The organism is Pseudoalteromonas sp. 2CM41L (genome assembly GCF_023161905.1).
In the GTDB taxonomy this organism is placed as follows: domain Bacteria; phylum Pseudomonadota; class Gammaproteobacteria; order Enterobacterales; family Alteromonadaceae; genus Pseudoalteromonas; species Pseudoalteromonas atlantica.
The window spans coordinates 97,911-116,293 of sequence record NZ_JALNTN010000010.1 but is presented as its reverse complement, the minus strand read 5'-3'; the positions used below and the strand labels follow the sequence as shown (position 1 = coordinate 116,293).

Sequence of the window (18,383 nt, the reverse complement as noted above, 5' to 3'; positions counted from 1 at the left end):
GACCAAATAATTGCCGCTTTTTGGGACTGGAATATATGCGAATTGCTCCTTTATCTCTGTTAATTTCCGCTAGTTTGTTAGCTAGTAGTGCATTTGCACAAGACACAGCAACAGTAACCGGAATTGAATCAGAGATTAGTATTAAACAATCAGAATACGATAACTCGACACAAATACTTGAAAAACACTTAAAAGAAGAAAGTCAGTTACAAAACCAACTTGAACTACTTCGTTCTCGCTCTACAGAGCTTGATAAAGAGAAAAACCAAGCACTTGATGCGATGAACGAAATGTATCGCCGCTTAATTGACGATCCTACGCTTGATATTAGTGCTGCCCAATCGCGCTATCAAAAAGCCGTGGTTGATCATAAGCAAAATAAAGACGACATCTCAATGCAGTTGGCGGCAATTGCATCTCATCGTAAAGATATAGAGCAAATTCGTGTTGCAAAACATACGCTTTTAAACACCTTAGAAAGCTTAAAAGAGCAATTAACTACAGCCCGAGTAGAGCGTTTACGTAATGAGTTTACCCGCGAAGGTACACTTGAAGTAAACCACACAATTAACTGTAAGCGTACCGAAACGCTCGCAGCCTGTGAGCAACGCGGCCAGCAAATGGGTTTACAAAAAGCCACTAAGCGCTTTGTTGATCAAATATTTGCTAATTTAACAGAAGAGCGAATTGTTGAACCAAAACGCAACATGGCAGGCGCACAAGTACAAATTTTAAGTAGCCATGTAGTTAACAGTGCATTTAGTGGACAAGGCAATTACAACGTTAACTTAAGCGTAACCATGCGCGGCGAAGTAAACAGCAGCCGCCTATGTAACTTATTAAACGTAGATAACCGTTATTGTTCTGAATATGGCTCGCCACTCGCGACAGCGTATCAGCCTGGTTACGGTACAACCTACTCTGATAGTCAGTTAACATTCAGCAACGCCGCGGATAATACCGACACTGTGTCTGTATCGCGAATGAACAATCAGCCAGTGCGCGATTATTCAGTGAAAGCTGCACCTACAAAAAAAAACTATCCATCAATTATAAATAAAGAGAAAAATCAGCAAGTTGAGCTGACTTTACGTTCAAATGTTTACGATGATGAAGTGTTTATTGATGGGGTGAGCTTTGGCTCTACGCGTTTAGTTACGCGTTTACCGCGTGGTGTGCATAACGTAGAAATACGTAAATTAGGTTATAAGCCTTACAAAGTAAGAGTTGATTTAACTAAAGCACAGACTATTCATGCTAACTTAGTAAAAAAGTCTGAGTCGATTGCTGCACCGGCTTACACTCGCGAGCAACCAAAACCTGTAAGTCGTACAGCAAGCACTAATCGCTCTGCTGATGTACAAAATAATGTTGTAGTTGTGCCCGCCGGTAAATTTAAGATGGGCGATATTAACGGCAATGGTTTAGCAAATGAACGCCCGGTTATTGAAAAAGTGATAGCCAGCTCATTTGCTATGCAAACCAAAGAGGTTACCGTAGGTGCCTACGAAGCGTTTGTAGCAAGTACTGGGTATAAAACACAAGCAGAGCAAAGCAAAGGGTGTGCTTATTATTTAAATGGCGAACCCGTATGGGAAGCTAATTTAAACTGGCGTAACCCAGGTTTTAAACAAAGCAGCGATTTTCCTGCTGTGTGTTTAACATTTAACGACGCGAAAGCGTACGCCGAATGGCTCTCTGGCGAAACCGGGCAGCAGTACCGTTTACCTAATGAAGTTGAATGGGAATACGCCGCTCGCGCAGGTACAGAAACAGAATACCCTTGGGGTAACGAAATAGGTAAAAATTTAGCTAACTGTGGTTGGTGTGGTAGCGAATGGTCAAACAAACGTGCAGCACCGGTGGGTTCTTTTTCTCCTAACGCATTTGGATTATACGACACCGTAGGCAATGTGTGGGAATGGACAGCTAAAGAGTCAGGCGAGTCTGATGTTGCAGTAAGAGGCGGGGCGTGGAACTTTGCACCAAGCCTTGCACGTGCTTCAACACGATTAATTTTAGCGCCAGATTTTAGATCTAACTACATTGGCTTTCGCTTAGTCCGCGAACGATAGCATTTAACCAAGGAAGCTTAGCTTCCTTTTTTCACAAATTAACAAAGGTAGTTGCGCTTTATATTGCTCATCTAATTAGGCATGTTAAAGTGAGTGCAGCTAACATAAGAACGTATTTCAAAGGTCATCCAGCCTCATGTTTAAAAAACTCCGTGGTATTTTTTCAAACGATCTATCGATCGACTTGGGTACAGCCAATACCCTTATTTATGTAAAAGAAGAAGGTATTGTACTTAACGAACCTTCAGTTGTAGCTATTCGTCAAGAACGCGCTGGTGGACCTAAAAGTGTTGCTTCTGTGGGTACAGAAGCAAAACAAATGCTAGGGCGTACACCGGGTAATATTAAAGCGATTCGCCCAATGAAAGATGGCGTAATAGCCGACTTTTATGTAACCGAAAAAATGTTACAACACTTTATAAAACAAGTGCACAACAATAACTTTATGCGCCCAAGCCCGCGTGTACTTATTTGTGTACCGTGTGGTGCAACCCAAGTAGAAAAGCGTGCAATCCGCGAATCAGCAATGGGTGCCGGCGCGCGCGAAGTGTACCTAATTGAAGAGCCTATGGCCGCAGCAATTGGTGCTGGGCTACCAGTATCAGAAGCAACTGGTTCTATGGTTGTTGATATTGGTGGTGGTACTACCGAAGTTGCTATTATTTCACTAAACGGTGTTGTTTACTCATCGTCTGTGCGTATTGGTGGCGATAAATTTGATGAAGCCATTATTAATTATGTGCGCCGTAACTTTGGTAGCCTAATTGGTGAAGCAACAGCTGAAAATATTAAACATCAAATTGGCTCTGCTTTTAAAACTGACGAACCAATTGAAATTGAAGTACGCGGTCGTAACTTAGCCGAAGGTGTTCCTCGCTCATTTACACTTAACTCGCACGAAATTTTAGAAGCACTCCAAGAGCCGCTAATGGGTATTGTAAGTGCCGTAATGGTTGCACTTGAGCAGTCTCCACCTGAGCTTGCATCAGATATTTCAGCTCACGGTATGGTTCTGACTGGCGGTGGTGCACTATTAAAAGATTTAGATCGTTTATTAATGGAAGAAACAGGCATTCCTGTGGTTGTTGCCGATGATCCACTTACGTGTGTAGCACGTGGCGGCGGTAAAGCACTTGAAATGATTGATGTTCATGGTGGTGACGTTTTTAGTTACGATTAATGAAATTACTGTTTGGACAAACCATCTCTTTGCAACTGCGACTTTTTGTCGCAGTGCTTTTGAGCATAGTGCTCATTGCGGGCGATAAGTTTACACAAGGCGGTACGGTTGTACGTACAAGCCTCAATACACTTGTTAGCCCATTAATTTACGTTGCCAACCTACCTTACGAAATATTTAGCTTAGGTGCTAAAAGCCTGCATACCCGCGATCAGTTACTGAGTGAAAACGAAGCGCTGAAAAAAAAGCAAATGCTACAAAGCGAGCAATTGCAGCAATACCAATTTTTAGCCCGCGAAAACCAAAAGCTACGTGCTTTACTTGGCTCATCGGCTAAGCAATCTAATCGTAAAAAAATAGCCCAAGTACTTTCTGTACATTCAAACCCTTATAGTCATCAAGTGGTTATTAACCGCGGTACCACCGACGGCCTAAGCGAAGGCCAAGCGGTAATTGATGAAATGGGGGTTGTTGGCCAATTAACAAAAGTAGGCTCTACCACATCGCGCGTGCTACTAATGACCGACACAACTCATGCTACGCCGGTACGTATATTACGAAACGACGTACGCACGGTAGTCGAAGGCATAGGTAAAATTAACGTTGTTAAGCTTTCGCATGTACCTCATAGCCTTGATGTTCGCATTGGTGATGTACTCGTGACCTCGGGGCTTGGCGGTACGTTTCCTGAAGGTTACCCGGTGGCTGTTGTCACCGAAATAAACCGCGATGAAGGACGCCCATTTGCCCAAGTATTTGCAGAACCTATTGCACAGCTAGACCGTATTCGTTTGTTGGTTATTTTATGGCGCAATCAACAGGAGCAAATCAGCGATGATTAATCGTTATTCATTGTTAATTGCCCTAAGCATCTTTTTTGCTTTAATAATGGCATTAATGCCACTGCCTTTTTCGTTTGAGCCCTTCAGACCTGATTGGGTGTTACTGGTATTAATGTACTGGTCGCTGGCAGTGCCGCATAGATTAAATATTGGTACCGCGTGGGTTGTCGGTCTACTCATGGACTTAGCCTTAGGCTCGCCATTAGGGGTTAACTCACTCACGTATTCTATTTGTATATTTGTGACCGCAAGTAACTTTCAAAAAATACGTAACTTTTCGCTTTGGCAGCAAAGCTTATTAGTGGGCTTATTTTTAACCTTGTATCACTTAATGCAATTTTGGTTAAATCACTTTTTATTAGGTGTTTATTTTAATCCACAATACCTGTGGCCAGTGGCGACCGGTATGGTCAGCTGGTTTTGGGTCTTTTTACTTCTTCGCAAATACCGTAGACACTTTAGGATCAGGTAATGACAACCGCAGTATATTTGGCATCAGCCTCCCCGCGACGTAAAGAGTTGTTGAGTCAGTTAGGCATTGAGTTTGAACAATTTAGTGTAGATGCAGACGAAACCCCACTTGCAAACGAGCAGCCTCATGCATTGGTTGAGCGCTTAGCCCGCTTAAAAGCGCAAACAGGCGTAGCGCTTGGTTACACAGACCGCCCAGTGCTTGGTAGCGATACTGTGGTTGTTATTGATAACGAATCGTTGGGTAAACCACGCGATAAAAACGATTTCATAACAACACTTAAACGTTTATCTGGTAATACACATCAAGTGCTTACTGCCGTTGCTTTTGCTACACAAACAGATGTACTAAGTTGTGTAGTGAGTACCGATGTGACCTTTAAAACCCTCAGCGATGAAGAAATAAATAGCTATTGGGAGTCAAACGAGCCACAAGATAAAGCCGGTGGTTATGGCATTCAAGGTTTAGGTGGTCGCTTTGTTACACACATTGCGGGTAGCTATTTTGCTGTTGTAGGCTTACCTTTATACGAGACCGAACAATTATTACAAGCATTCCTAAGAAGGTAACATGAGTACAGAATTACTAATAAATGTCACGCCAAGTGAAAGCCGTGTTGCCCTAATCGAAAACGGTGTATTACAAGAAATTCAACTAGAGCGTATAGGCAACCTAGGTATTGTAGGCAATATTTACTTAGGAAAAATAAGCCGCGTACTGCCAGGCATGCAAGCTGCTTTTGTTGATATAGGCCTAGAAAAAGCCGCTTTTTTACATGCATCAGACATAGTCAATAGCGCCTCAATAGTTGAGGGTGTAGACGACGAGCCAATTAAAAAAGTACAAGACATACGTGAGCTAGTACGCCAAGGCCAATACATTATGGTGCAAGTGGTTAAAGACCCACTAGGCACTAAAGGAGCAAGGCTTACTACCGATATCACTATTCCTTCGCGCTATTTAGTGTTTATGCCAGACGCTACGCATGTAGGTGTTAGTCAGCGTATAGAAACCGAAGAAGAGCGTGCGCGACTTAAAAAAATAGTGGCAGAATACGGCGACGATAATGGCAGTTTTATTGTTCGTACAGCGGCAGAGGGCGCCAGTGAAGCGGAGCTAAGACACGATGCTGAATTTTTACGAAAACTATGGCAAAAAATTGTATCACGTCGTAAAAAAACCAATAAAGCCAGTATATTACACGAAGACTTAACGCTTGCATTTAGAACCCTGCGCGACTACGTAGGTGAAGATATGGAGCGCATTAGAGTTGACTCTAAGCTAACCTATCAAGAGCTAAAGCTGTTTACTGAAGAGTTTGTGCCTTTGCTTTCGCAGGCACTTGAGTACTACCCAGGTGAGCGCCCAATTTTTGACTTATTTGACGTTGAAACCGAAATTCAAAAAGCACTGCATCGTAAAGTCACGCTTAAGTCGGGCGGTTATTTAATTATCGACCAAACCGAAGCGATGACCACAGTTGATGTGAATACAGGTGCGTTTGTAGGGCATCGTAATTTAGAAGAAACCATTTTTAATACCAATGTAGAAGCCACATCAGCCATTGCTAGGCAGCTACGCCTGCGTAACTTAGGCGGTATTATTATTATCGATTTTATCGATATGATCAGCGAAGATCATAAACGCAGAGTATTACATTCACTAGAGTCAGCACTATCTAAAGACCGTGCAAAAGCCAACATAAATGGCTTAAGCGCATTAGGCTTAGTAGAAATGACCCGTAAGCGCACCCGCGAAAGCCTTGAGCATATTTTGTGTGATGTATGTCCGGCTTGCTCTGGACGTGGCTCACAAAAAACAGTCGAAACCGTATGCTATGAAATACTGCGCGAAATAGTGCGCGTTAATCGTGCCTACGATGCCGATAAATTCATGGTGTATGCGGCGCCTGCAGTAAGTGAAGCCTTACTCAATGATGAGTATCATAACCTTGCCGAACTTGAACTATTTATTGGTAAGCAGGTCAATATTCAAACAGAGAGCTTATACAGCCAAGAGCAGTTTGATGTGGTAATGATGTAATGAAAACGAAAGCGGTCTGTTTTTTTTGTTTTAGAAAGTTATGGCAAACCTGCGCCATAATTTTAGTATTACTGGCCGTGATTGTTTCTATTTTAAAGTACACCTTACCTTATGCAAACGACTACAAAGGCGATATAGAAACCTACCTGCACGATAAATTTGCCATTAGTCTTTCTATAGGCGCAATCTCTGCCAGTTGGCATGGCGCCGGCCCTGCCTTGGTATTAGAAGATCTCTCCTTTAAGGATAACGAAACTGCGCCTATATCGCTTACTATTGCCAAAACAAGCCTAGAGCTTAACCTATGGGAGAGCATTAAAGCCTTTCAGTTAAAGTCTAATTACTTTGTTATTAATGGCTTTCATACCAGTGTAAATATTCAAAATTTATTTAACAACACCAATAACGATGATGTCTCGTTTGAACAAAAAGAGCTAATTGAAGAGCTGTTTTTGGGAGATACAGGGCATTTTGCTATTGAAAATTCGAGTATTAATTTTATTTTAGAAGACGGTAGAGAGCGCAAACTATTACTCGAAAACATAGTATGGCAAAACCAAGATGAACAACATTTAGGAAGCGGCAGCCTCGCCTTGCCCGGCATTAGTGTGGGTAGCTTTGACGCACGTATCGCGCTTAGTGGCAAAACTATAGAGCAAATTGCGGGAGACATTTACGTACAAGCAAATAGCGTAGATGTGTCTAATTGGCTGGCGCAATATATTAATACTGAAAAACAACAGCTTTACACAGACATAAACTTAAAGTCTTGGCTTAAGCTCGAAAATGGCTTTATCAGCGATGTAAAAATGCAGTGGTTACCTAGCTTTGTACACTGGCAAAACAACCAACAAGCTAAACAAGTAAGCTTAAGCGAAGGGGGATTTCATTTATTTCCTGAGGCAAACGCTTGGCACTTAAAAAGCACGGGTCTGACATTTAGTAATAACGACACAACCTGGCCAAGTCTAGAATTTGAGGCCAACTTAGGTAAGCACAATAAAGTGTGGCTGCAGCAGGTTGATCTTTCTTTACTGAGTAACTTGGCGTCGTTAACTAATTTTGAAGCATTACAGCCACTTTTAAACCGCAAACCAAGTGGTTTTATCGATCAAGCCTACCTAGAACTTAATCCTGATGAGCAATGGCAGTTATGGTTTTCAGCTAATAATATTGGCTGGCAAGAAGTGTCTGGTATTCCTGCAGCGCAGGCGCTTAGAGTCTCGGGGCTTATAAATCAGCAGCGCGGGCGAGTGCAGCTATTTGGCGAAAACGGGACTTTAATAACCGGCGACAGCTTCAGTAAAAATATTGATTACAACCAAATTAATATCGATCTGGATTTAGCAAAAACAGATAATTACTGGAATGTAAGCAGTAATAATATTTGGTTTGATAATAACGAAGTTACCTTAGCGGCTGAGTTAAATGTAAGCCTTAGCGACGATCCTCGCTTAGATCTATACGCAGAAGCCTATGCAGAGGATGCCACAGTAGCTGGGCACTACTTTCCGTTAAAGGCGATGAGCCCTCAACTTGTAAGCTACTTAAATGGCGCAATAAAAGGGGGCGAAGTAGCTAAGGCGCAAGTATTATTTGCAGGCCCGCTTTCAGGTTTTCCTTTCACCGATGGCAGCGGCCAATTTGATGTACTCGCGCAAATAGATAATGCAACATACGCGTTTGACCCCAATTGGCCGGCAGTAACTAACGCCAATGTGCAGTTGCACTTTGCCAACGAGCGAATGGATATTTATAGCCAGCAAGGCCAGTTAGTTAATTTAGAAGTAGGCGATAGCGTGCAAGTGAGTATTGCCGATTTAATGCACGCTGATGAACTCATTGTACAAATAGATAAACGCGCGCAAATGGAAAAACTGCATGACTTTTTTGCAGCCACGCCGATTGCAAACCCACTGGCTAATATTTTTGAAGTGGTGCAGGGTAAAGGTCAAGCCGATGCAAGCGTAACACTTTTAATTGGCTCTAAATTTAAAGGTGGAGCCAGTGTAAACGGCAAAGTAAAACTAAACGATTTACCTGTTTATATTGCAGCCCCAGGCATTGCGCTTGAAAAACTAAGCGGCGAGCTCAGCTTTGAAAACGATACAATTAGCATGCAAAACGCCAGCGCTACATGGTTGGGTATGCCGCTTAGCATTAACTATAATAGTGCAAGCGAAGCACAGCAGTACACCGCTAATATTGATATAACGGCGTTACTAAATGCAGATACCCTAACAACCCAGGCGCAAGGCGTGCTGAAAGGCTACCTGAGTGGGCAAAGTGAAGTTGATATAGGCCTTGCACTTAATTTTACCGAGCAAGGCTTTAATTACCGCGCTCAGGTAAGCTCTGAGCTACGAGGGTTAACGAGCACGCTACCAGCGCCTTATAGCAAAACAAGTGAACAGGTTTGGCCGTTAACGGGCATAGTGCAAGGCGATGATATTTCAAATCTTATTACGGCTAATGCTAATCAGCAGCTATATTTTAATGCGATTTTAGAAAACGGTCAGCCGCAATTTAGTAATATGCATATTGTACTTGGTGAGCAAGATTTAGGGCTAAATCAAAAAGATTTAAGCATTAATATTAACCTTGAACAAACGCAACTAGAAGCATGGTTTGAATTAATAGATCAAATAATTAAAGCCGCTCAAGCTAAGCCAGACCAGCAGTCTGAGGGTATTATGCCGCCATTAAATGAAGTGGTTGCGCATATTGACAAGGTTAATGCTAGCGACATTATTTTTAACGATTTTGAAATGCGCTTAGCGCCCCAGCAAAACGACTTATATTTAAAGCTTAATGCCAAAGAGCTGCGTGCTGACGTGTTTATTCCTAGCTCTCAGCCAAGCCAGCCGATACGCATAAATAGCGATTACTTAAGACTTAACTTTGCACCTAAAGTAGAAGAAGATCTTGAGATCACCGATGTACTGCCAGAGCAAAACCTAGCGTGGCTTAACACAGTACCTGCCATTGAATTTGAATGTGCAGATTGTAAAGTGGCAAGTTATCAGCTTGATAAAGTGAGCGCTTCGCTGGTCGGTGAAGGCGACAAGCTCACTATTTCTGGGCTTGTGGTTGATAAGGGCGACCATATTTTACGTACCAAAGGGCAATGGCAAGGTGGCTTTACGCAATTTAATGGTGAACTTAAAAGTGACGATATAGGCGCGCTATTTGATGAATTTGATATCACCACCGCAATAAAAGACTCAAAAGCCGATATTAACTACAACCTTGCTTGGCAAGGCGCCCCGTATGACTTTGATATACCTAGTTTGGGCGGTGAAGTTAAGTGGGATTTAGGCGAAGGCCACATTGCTGAAATAAGTGATGGTGGGGCGCGTGTATTTTCGCTACTTAGCCTTGACTCGCTAGTGCGTAAATTAAAACTCGATTTTAGAGATGTATTTTCAAAAGGCTTTTTTTACAACAGCTTAAAAGGCTCTATGCAGCTAGATAAAGGTATAGCCTACACAAAAGATACCAAAATGGATGGCGTGCCAGCCGATTTAACGATTAACGGCTATGCTAATTTAAACACCCTTGAAATAGATTACGATTTAGCAGTGGCACCACAAGTAACATCTAGTATTCCGGTTATAGTGGCTTGGATGGTTAATCCCGTCACAGGGCTTGCCGCTTTAGCGCTTGATAAGGTTATTCACTCAGCAAGGGTGATCTCCGAAATTAACTTTAAAGTAACCGGCAAAATGAATGACCCTGTGGTACAAGAGCTTGAGCGTAAAAGTAAGGAAGTTACCTTACCGCAAGCTGCGCAAAATCAGCCGCAAGCGGCCAGTACACTCACACTTAAAGATGCCGCGGTAACAGCAACACAATGAATACGCTAAACGCCAATATAATTGCTTTGCAAATGTGCTCAGGCACCAACCCCGACGAAAACATGGCAACCCTTGGCGAGGCGTTAAATAAACTCCCCGCAGCCAGGCCAGTGCTTGTATGTTTACCCGAGGCGTTTTTAGTATTTAGTAAAAGTGGCCATGATACGCTAGCGGTTGCTAAACGTATTACTCACTACAAGCTGCAATTAAGTGCATTGTGTAAAAAGCATAATATTTGGCTAAATGCGGGCACTATCCCTGTGCCACATAAAAATAATAAATACTTTGCGGCCTCGCACTTATTTAATAGCCAAGGTGAATGCGTAGCCACGTACAATAAAATGCATTTATTTGATGTTGATGTGGCCGATAAAACCGCTAGCTATCGAGAGTCAGACTTTACTCAAGCAGGCGATGATGTGGTGGTTGTTGCTACACCGTTTGGTAAAATTGGCTTAACAGTATGTTATGATTTGCGCTTTAGCGGATTATTTAGCGCACTGGCGCGCCAAGGGGCTGAAATAATTTTAGTGCCCAGTGCTTTTACAGTCCCTACAGGGCAAGCACATTGGCAACCCTTATTAAAAGCACGCGCAATAGAAACGCAGTGTTACGTTATTGCAGCTGCGCAGTATGGAACACATCAAAATGGCCGTCAAACATACGGCCACAGTATTATTATTTCACCATGGGGCGAGCAAATAGCAACGCTTGAAAGTGGGGTAGGGTTTATAAGCGGTTACGCCGACCTAAACCAGTTAAATAAAATTAGAAGAGATATGCCCGTGCAATCTCATCAACGATTTAGAGAGCATTTATTATGAATTCGGTTGAACAGCATTTATTACACGACAGCCAGCTAAATCGAGAAGAACTCGAAAAAACGCTTGGGTATATTCATCAGCATAAAGTGGATTACGCCGATTTATACTTTCAATCAAGCCATCATGAGTCATGGGTGCTTGAAGACGGCTTAGTAAAAGAAGGCTCTTACAATGTTGAGCGCGGAGTAGGTGTACGTGCCGTTAGTGGTGAAAAAACAGGGTTTTCTTACTCTGATGCCATTAACCTTGAAGCGTTAAACAAAGCCGCAACGGCAGCTCGTAGCATTGCCGATGCAGGCGAAGAGAAAACCATTAAAGTATTTAGCGATGTGAAAGCAAAAGAGCAATTTGCCCCGCATCAGCCAATATCAAGCATGAGTGACAGCGATAAAGTGAGTTTATTGCGTGAGCTTGAAAACTACATACGCGAACTCGCCCCTGATGCTGAGCAAGTAATTAGTTCAATGTCGGCTGTATACGAAGAAGTATTAATTGCTGCTAGCGATGGCACGTTTGCTACCGATATACGCCCGCTTATTCGTTTAAACTGCTCCGTTTTACTTGAAAAAAATGGCCGCCGTGAACGCGGTGGTGCAGGGGGCGGCGCACGCTTAGATTATGGATACTTTAAAGAACTAGTTGAAGGCAAGCCACGCTGGATGGGCTTTGCCGAAGAAGCAGTACGCCAAGCTAAAGTAAACTTAGAGGCAATTGATGCGCCGGCTGGCACAATGGAAGTTGTGTTAGGCAATGGCTGGCCTGGCGTGTTGCTACACGAAGCGGTAGGCCATGGCCTTGAAGGCGACTTTAACCGTAAAGGAGCTTCGGCATTCAGCGGTAAAGTGGGGCAAAAAGTAGCATCTGAGCTGTGTACAGTAGTTGATGATGGCACCATGGCCGATCGCCGCGGTTCACTTAACGTTGACGATGAAGGCACACCTGCAGCTTATAACGTACTTATCGAAAACGGTATTTTAAAAGGCTACATGCAAGATAAGCTCAATGCGCGTTTAATGGGTGTAAACCCAACGGGTAATGCACGTCGTGAGTCGTATGCGCATTTACCTATGCCGCGTATGACCAACACCTACATGTTAGGGGGCGAGCATAGCCAAGCTGATATTATAAGCTCAGTTAAAAAAGGGGTATTTGCACCAAACTTTGGTGGCGGCCAAGTAGATATTACTTCAGGTAAGTTTGTATTTAGCGCATCAGAGGCGTATTTAATTGAAAACGGTAAAATTACCCAGCCAATTAAAGGTGCAACACTGATTGGCAATGGCCCAGAGGTGATGCAGCATATCTCTATGGTAGGCAACGATTTAGCCCTTGATAAAGGCGTAGGTGTCTGCGGTAAAGATGGCCAAAGCGTTCCTGTAGGGGTAGGTCAACCAAGCCTTAAAATAGACCAACTTACAGTAGGTGGCACCGCATAAAACAATAAAGCGCGAAGCAATTCGCGCTTTATAGGTTACCAATGCGAGGTTTACGCCTCGCTTTGCTCTTCTTTGTTCTTCTTCGCCTGTTCGTACCACAAAGCCATAAAACACTCAGTTAATTTATGCTCTATTTCAAGTGCTTTGTTGGTTGGGCAAAATAGCGTAAAGCTTGCTTTAAACTCACCAAGCTCTGTAGTGCCAAAATGAATAACCGGTGCCGGACCTGAAATTTTGGCATCGAGTTTACGCTCTATCATCGAATTATAACGTGTTGCTACATCGTGAAACTCTTCGCAGTACAGCTTTGCCTGATTGACTAACTCGTCATGAATAACATAAGGGTTAAAGCTCTCTCTGCGTACAATAGTAAAATGATGAGTAACAAAGCGCTTTACGTAATTAAGGTTTTTAATTGAGCTGGTGATCAGCTTATTATTTGGAATATAAATTGTTTTGCGTGAAAACTGATAAGTGTGCATGTCTATTTCATGCATGGTGGTTTTTACCCAGTCTGTTTCGGCTACTTCGCCAAAATAGTCACCTACTTGTATCCAATCACCTACTCTAAATGGGCGGGTGGTAACTAGGTAAAAAAAGCCTATAACGCATTGTATAAACTCGCGAGTTGCAAGCACTATAGCTACAGCAAACGCAGCAATAGACAGCGCAAAATTTTGTATTTCGGTCGACCATACAAATAGCAGCGACAGCACCATAACAAAATTAATAAAGTGCTTAATGTTATGAGTGATGTAACGAATGTCTTTTTCTTTTTTTTCTGCGCGGTTTCTTGCTAGTTTATCAACCAGTACTTTAAGCACAAATGCAATGGCAAGCACGAGCACAGAAACTAAAAAAGGGTGCATGAGTATGTCTTTAATCATAACTTCCAAATACGAGTAGCAATAGGCACGCTAAGTATATTGAGTAATCAAACCAATTAGCAAATTTAAGCTACATAAAATCACTTATACCAATTGTGTTAAGTTATGAGCCATTTATAGCTATAGGTGAATAGCGTTATAACCCTGTTAGCGCTTTATTTTGTACGCTAGAACGGCTACTACTTAATTAAACCGGTATTACTTAGCAGCTAGGCTGTGTGCTCTGTAATAGAGGCTTGCGCGTATTGAGCGTGTTTTTGGCAAAACAATACAAGCTCAATAGCAGCGATAAAAATAAGCGTGTAACCTAGGGTTTCTATGCCTTCCTCAATAATATTTTTAACTACCCGAACGTATTGTTCTCCCATAACTGAGTGCCAAAACTCGCCCTTGCCCATCATTCTCGAAAAAGCGAGTAAGGTCACTAAGCCAGACAGACAAATACCATAGCTCGGTGTTTGCGCATAGGCTTTTAACGAGCTGTAAATAAAGCCTCGTTGGGCTTTTAAGTAAAGTAGTACGCTCCCTAACAGCGTATATACAATTGCTTGCCATGCGCCATCAAACACATACATATCTAGGTAGGTGTCAAATTCTCTAACAAACATAGCAGCCGACAATGCAGCCAGTAACAGCGCGGCTATTTTAAGATTAGAGTGAATACGTGAGGCGTAGAAAAACAGCATACAACTTAAAAACGTTAAAATATCTTGCATGTGTTCGGTTAGTGTTTCTTCACTGTAAAGTGCATTTTGCTGTAAATCAAAACCTTCAAGCTGAATTAAAAAAGCCACACCTGCTAAGCATAATAAGTAAATAAAAGATCGCAGTAAAAACATATAAAAGCTCAAATAGAAAACAATGCGCGGCAGTTTAATTATAAAAATGGCTAAAAGCCAAAACATTATAGAAACTTTTTATATATTTATTGGTCTAAGTTTTTTGCTGTTAAATTAATGGGTTATGTTTTTATTTTATGTATTTATGATGTGTTTTTTGTAATAAGTTGAGTTAATTAGTTGTGCTGCATAGGGTTAAATGCGTTAAGCATAAAAAAACCCTTACTGAAACATAGTAAGGGCTTTTAACGTTATAAGCAGAATATGCCTAGCGCATCGTTACAAACTCTTCTGAGCCTGTAGGGTGCAGAGCAACAACGGCATCAAAATCAGCTTTAGTTGCGCCCATTTTCATAGCAACAGCAAAGCCTTGAATCATTTCATCAACGGCAAAACCAATACCGTGTAAGCCAACTACTTTTTCTTCAGGGCCTACGCATACAAGCTTCATTGCACACGGTTGGCGGTGTTGTGTAACGGCTGTGTACATAGCGGCAAAGCCCGATTTGTACACTTTTACATTTTCTTCGCCGTGGCGAGCAATGGCTTCTTGCTCGGTTTCACCAATAGTACCAATAGGTGGGTGGCTAAATACCACAGTAGGTACAAGGCTGTAATCCATTTTTAAATCATCAGGTAGGTCTTTATTAAATAAACGCTCTGATAGGGTACGGCCGGCTTTAACAGCGACAGGCGTAAGTTCTATACCGTGCTCAATAATATCGCCTACAGCATAAATACCAGGTACGTTTGTATTTTGATATTCATCTACTTTTACATAACCAGAGCTATTTAGTTCAACCCCTGCTGCTGCAATGTTAATTACATCAGTGCTTGGCTCACGGCCAATAGCCCAAATTACTTGGTCAACATTTTGGCTGTAACCATTTTCAAAATGAATGGTTAAGCTACCATCGCTTTCTTTAACAATTTCTTTAGGCGAGCATTCGGTATGCAGTGTTGGGCCTTCTTTTTTCATGATTTCTACCAGGGTTTCAACCAGTAGCGTATCAAAATTACGAAGCGGCGCATGTCTGCGTACAAATAAATGAGTTTCTGTGCCTAAACCATGCAGTACACCGGCAAGTTCTACAGCAATGTAGCCTGCGCCAATTACCGCTACTCGCTTAGGCTGCTCTGTTAATTCAAAAAAGCCATTTGAGTCTATACCATACTCAGCACCTGGAATATTAGGAGTATGCGGACGTCCACCTACTGCAATCAAAATATGATCGGCCGTGTAATGCTCACCGTTTACTTCTACGGTTTTGCTATCAACAAATTTAGCAAAACCATTAATTACGGTTACGCCATTGTTCGCTAAACCGTTGTCGTATCCTTTATGAATGCGACCAATATACGCTTCGCGGCTCTCAACGAGTTTGCTCCAGTTAAAGTCTTTTACTTCTACGTTAAAGCCGTAATCAGGTGCATATAAGTTAATTGCTTCAGCAACTTGTGCGCCATGCCACATTACTTTTTTAGGCACACAGCCTACATTAACACAGGTGCCGCCCATGTGTTTTGCTTCGATAAGCGCTACTTTAGCGCCACGCATTGCCGCACGGTTAGCAGAGGCAATACCGCCACTACCACCACCAATTGCAATGTAATCAAAATGCTGAGCCATGTTTTATCCTCAAAAAATATATTTAACTATAATGTGCCGATGATAGCATATGCTAAGTGCAAGTCACCCAGCGCGGCGCGCTAAAAAGCTGATAAATACAACAAACGAAATTGTTTATTATGCCGATCAGTTTCATCCTAAGCTATATTAGACCCATTAATGGAGGCTTGTATTTCACCGTTTTGCCCCAACTTAAAATTCATAGTCAATTAAATTGAGAAAATTCATGAGCGAAGCACAAACAAATCCACTCATTGGCCTAGAAGGCTTACCCCCGTTTTCAAAAATAAAGCCAGAGTACGTAGTACCGGCACTAAAGCACGGTATAGAGCAATGTCGTAAAGCCATAGATGACGTGTTAGCGAAAGGCTCGTTTACATGGAACGATTTAGTATTACCCCTTGAAGAAGCCGACGATAAACTCTCGCGTATGTTTTCACCGGTATCGCACCTTAATTCAGTCATGAATAATGACGAGCTGCGTGAAGCCTACGAGCAATGTTTACCACTTATATCGGAGTACTCAACATTTGTCGGGCAGCATCAAGGCCTGTACGAAGCGTATAATGCGCTTTATAACAGCGATGAATTTAAAACACTTAGCACTGCGCAGCAAAAAACCATCACCAACGCCTTACGCGATTTTAAACTTTCAGGCATTGCATTATCAGCAGAAGATCAAAAGCGCTACGGCGAAATTAGCACGCGTTTATCTGAGCTAGCCTCTAAATTTGGCAACAACGTAATGGATGCAACGCTTGCATGGCATAAACACATTACCGATGAAAGCCAATTGGCAGGCTTGCCAGAGTCGGCATTAGCGCTTGCTAGCGAAACAGCTAAAAGCAAAGGTTTAGACGGCTGGGTATTTACGCTTGATTTTCCGTCTTACTTACCGGTAATGACCTATGCAGATGACCGCGAACTGCGCAAAGAAACCTACACGGCATTTTGTACGCGCGCTTCAGATCAAGGCCCTAATGCGGGTGAGTTTGATAACTCAGCCATTATGAAAGAAGAGCTTGCACTACGCCATGAGCTATCGCAGCTATTAGGGTTTAATAACTACGCTGAAAAATCATTAGCAACTAAAATGGCTGAGTCGCCAGCGCAAGTTTTCTCATTTTTAGAAGACTTAGCCGCTAAGTCTAAGCCTCAAGCAGAGCAAGAAGTGGCAGAGCTAAAAGCCTATGCTGAGCAACACCATGGCATTACTGAGCTTCAAGCATGGGATTTTGGTTACTACAGCGAAAAGCTCAAGCAAGAAAAATACGCAATTTCAGATGAAGTACTGCGCCCTTATTTCCCTGCAGATAAAGTACTTAGCGGTTTATTTGAAACCGTTAACCGCCTTTTTGGTATTAAGGTAAAAGAAGTAAGCGACTTTGATAGCTACCACAGCGATGTTCGTTTTTTTGAAATTTTTGATAGCAGTAACACATTGCGCGGTCGTTTTTATCTTGATCTATATGCACGTGAGCGCAAACGTGGCGGTGCGTGGATGGATGACTGTATGGGGCGTAAAGTGCGCGCCAGCGGCGAATTGCAAACACCCGTGGCATACTTAGTGTGTAACTTTAATAAAGCGGTAGGCGACAAACCAGCGCTATTTACACATGACGAAGTAACCACGCTTTTCCACGAATTTGGCCATGGTATACACCACATGCTTACCCAAGTTGATGCTGCTCCTGTTGCTGGTATTAACGGCGTTGCATGGGATGCCGTAGAGCTACCAAGCCAATTTTTAGAAAACTGGTGTTACGATGAAGAAGCGCTGAGCTTTATTTCAGGCCACTTTGAAAGTGGTGAGCCATTACCAAAAGAGCTACTTGATAAGCTACTGGCTGCTAAAAACTATAATTCTGGCATGCAAATGCTGCGTCAGATAGAGTTTTCGTTGTTCGATTTTAGAATCCACCACGACTACCAGGCAAACCAAGAGTGCCAAATTCAAGCGATTTTAAACGACGTACGTAGCCGCACGTCGGTGGTTAACCCGCCTGAGTTTAATCGTTTTCAACATGGCTTTAGTCATATTTTTGCAGGTGGCTACAGCGCCGGTTACTTCTCGTACAAGTGGGCTGAGGTACTCTCTGCCGATGCATTTTCTAAATTTGAAGAAGACGGTATTTTTAACGCCGAAACAGGTAAAGCCTTCTTAGAAAATATTTTAGAAAAAGGCGGCAGTGAAGAACCTATGGAGTTATTTAAAAAGTTCCGAGGTCGCGAGCCAAATGTTGATGCGCTACTGCGTCACAGTGGTATAGCTGCATAAACAACTACTTAACCTTATAA

Annotated in this window: 13 protein-coding genes; 10 read left to right on the top strand and 3 right to left on the bottom strand. The window is 42.5% G+C overall.

Annotated features, from left to right (window positions below):
* Nucleotides 1–35 precede the first annotated feature (35 nt).
* The 9 genes from MTF64_RS12905 (at nt 36) to tldD (ending at nt 12,729) form a co-directional block, all read left to right on the top strand.
* Entirely contained in the window at nt 36–2,075 is a 2,040-nt protein-coding gene (locus MTF64_RS12905) for a formylglycine-generating enzyme family protein (RefSeq protein WP_248451637.1), read from the top strand.
* 136 nt (nt 2,076–2,211) lie between these two features.
* Entirely contained in the window at nt 2,212–3,255 is a 1,044-nt protein-coding gene (locus MTF64_RS12900) for a rod shape-determining protein (protein ID WP_002958401.1), read from the top strand.
* Nucleotides 3,255–4,097, top strand: a complete 843-nt coding sequence (gene mreC / locus MTF64_RS12895; RefSeq protein WP_024032490.1) for a rod shape-determining protein MreC — start codon at nt 3,255–3,257, stop codon at nt 4,095–4,097. The genes MTF64_RS12900 and mreC overlap by 1 nt, the downstream gene beginning before the upstream one ends.
* Nucleotides 4,090–4,569, top strand: a complete 480-nt coding sequence (gene mreD / locus MTF64_RS12890) for a rod shape-determining protein MreD (protein WP_004585757.1) — start codon at nt 4,090–4,092, stop codon at nt 4,567–4,569. The genes mreC and mreD overlap by 8 nt, the downstream gene beginning before the upstream one ends.
* Nucleotides 4,569–5,138 carry a Maf family protein gene (locus MTF64_RS12885; protein WP_024032489.1) on the top strand — a complete coding sequence of 190 codons (570 nt, stop codon included), beginning with the start codon at nt 4,569–4,571 and terminating at the stop codon, nt 5,136–5,138. The genes mreD and MTF64_RS12885 overlap by 1 nt, the downstream gene beginning before the upstream one ends.
* A 1-nt stretch (nt 5,139) precedes the next feature.
* Nucleotides 5,140–6,612 (top strand): ribonuclease G, encoded by a 1,473-nt coding sequence (rng, locus tag MTF64_RS12880; RefSeq protein ID WP_004585759.1) that lies wholly within the window; start codon nt 5,140–5,142, stop codon nt 6,610–6,612.
* A complete protein-coding gene (locus tag MTF64_RS12875) occupies nt 6,612–10,469 on the top strand; it encodes a YhdP family protein (protein WP_248451635.1) in 3,858 nt (1,285 codons plus the stop codon). The genes rng and MTF64_RS12875 overlap by 1 nt, the downstream gene beginning before the upstream one ends.
* Nucleotides 10,466–11,293 carry a carbon-nitrogen hydrolase family protein gene (locus MTF64_RS12870; protein ID WP_248451634.1) on the top strand — a complete coding sequence of 276 codons (828 nt, stop codon included), beginning with the start codon at nt 10,466–10,468 and terminating at the stop codon, nt 11,291–11,293. Before MTF64_RS12875 ends, MTF64_RS12870 begins: the two co-directional genes overlap by 4 nt.
* Nucleotides 11,290–12,729 carry a metalloprotease TldD gene (gene tldD, locus MTF64_RS12865; RefSeq protein WP_248451633.1) on the top strand — a complete coding sequence of 480 codons (1,440 nt, stop codon included), beginning with the start codon at nt 11,290–11,292 and terminating at the stop codon, nt 12,727–12,729. The genes MTF64_RS12870 and tldD overlap by 4 nt, the downstream gene beginning before the upstream one ends.
* Before the next feature lie 50 nt (nt 12,730–12,779).
* Here the strand turns inward: tldD and MTF64_RS12860 are convergent, their stop codons facing one another.
* From MTF64_RS12860 to gorA, 3 genes are all read right to left on the bottom strand, one after another.
* Complete coding sequence (locus MTF64_RS12860) at nt 12,780–13,616, bottom strand: mechanosensitive ion channel family protein (RefSeq protein WP_055254579.1); 837 nt, start codon at nt 13,614–13,616, stop codon at nt 12,780–12,782.
* Between the two features lie 209 nt (nt 13,617–13,825).
* Nucleotides 13,826–14,410, bottom strand: a complete 585-nt coding sequence (locus MTF64_RS12855) for a hypothetical protein (RefSeq protein ID WP_248451632.1) — start codon at nt 14,408–14,410, stop codon at nt 13,826–13,828.
* Nucleotides 14,411–14,723: 313 nt separating this feature from the next.
* Nucleotides 14,724–16,085 carry a glutathione-disulfide reductase gene (gorA, locus tag MTF64_RS12850; protein ID WP_055254577.1) on the bottom strand — a complete coding sequence of 454 codons (1,362 nt, stop codon included), beginning with the start codon at nt 16,083–16,085 and terminating at the stop codon, nt 14,724–14,726.
* Nucleotides 16,086–16,311: 226 nt separating this feature from the next.
* On the opposite strand from gorA, the gene prlC reads away from it, so the two are divergent.
* A complete protein-coding gene (gene prlC / locus MTF64_RS12845; protein WP_248451631.1) occupies nt 16,312–18,363 on the top strand; it encodes an oligopeptidase A in 2,052 nt (683 codons plus the stop codon).
* Nucleotides 18,364–18,383: the final 20 nt, after the last annotated feature.

Coding starts and splice junctions, on each gene's coding strand:
- MTF64_RS12905 (WP_248451637.1), top strand. CDS start 36: ATGCGAATTGCTCCTTTATCTCTGTTAATTTCCGCTAGTTTGTTAGCT.
- MTF64_RS12900 (WP_002958401.1), top strand. CDS start 2,212: ATGTTTAAAAAACTCCGTGGTATTTTTTCAAACGATCTATCGATCGAC.
- mreC (WP_024032490.1), top strand. CDS start 3,255: ATGAAATTACTGTTTGGACAAACCATCTCTTTGCAACTGCGACTTTTT.
- mreD (WP_004585757.1), top strand. CDS start 4,090: ATGATTAATCGTTATTCATTGTTAATTGCCCTAAGCATCTTTTTTGCT.
- MTF64_RS12885 (WP_024032489.1), top strand. CDS start 4,569: ATGACAACCGCAGTATATTTGGCATCAGCCTCCCCGCGACGTAAAGAG.
- rng (WP_004585759.1), top strand. CDS start 5,140: ATGAGTACAGAATTACTAATAAATGTCACGCCAAGTGAAAGCCGTGTT.
- MTF64_RS12875 (WP_248451635.1), top strand. CDS start 6,612: ATGAAAACGAAAGCGGTCTGTTTTTTTTGTTTTAGAAAGTTATGGCAA.
- MTF64_RS12870 (WP_248451634.1), top strand. CDS start 10,466: ATGAATACGCTAAACGCCAATATAATTGCTTTGCAAATGTGCTCAGGC.
- tldD (WP_248451633.1), top strand. CDS start 11,290: ATGAATTCGGTTGAACAGCATTTATTACACGACAGCCAGCTAAATCGA.
- MTF64_RS12860 (WP_055254579.1), bottom strand. CDS start 13,616: ATGATTAAAGACATACTCATGCACCCTTTTTTAGTTTCTGTGCTCGTG.
- gorA (WP_055254577.1), bottom strand. CDS start 16,085: ATGGCTCAGCATTTTGATTACATTGCAATTGGTGGTGGTAGTGGCGGT.
- prlC (WP_248451631.1), top strand. CDS start 16,312: ATGAGCGAAGCACAAACAAATCCACTCATTGGCCTAGAAGGCTTACCC.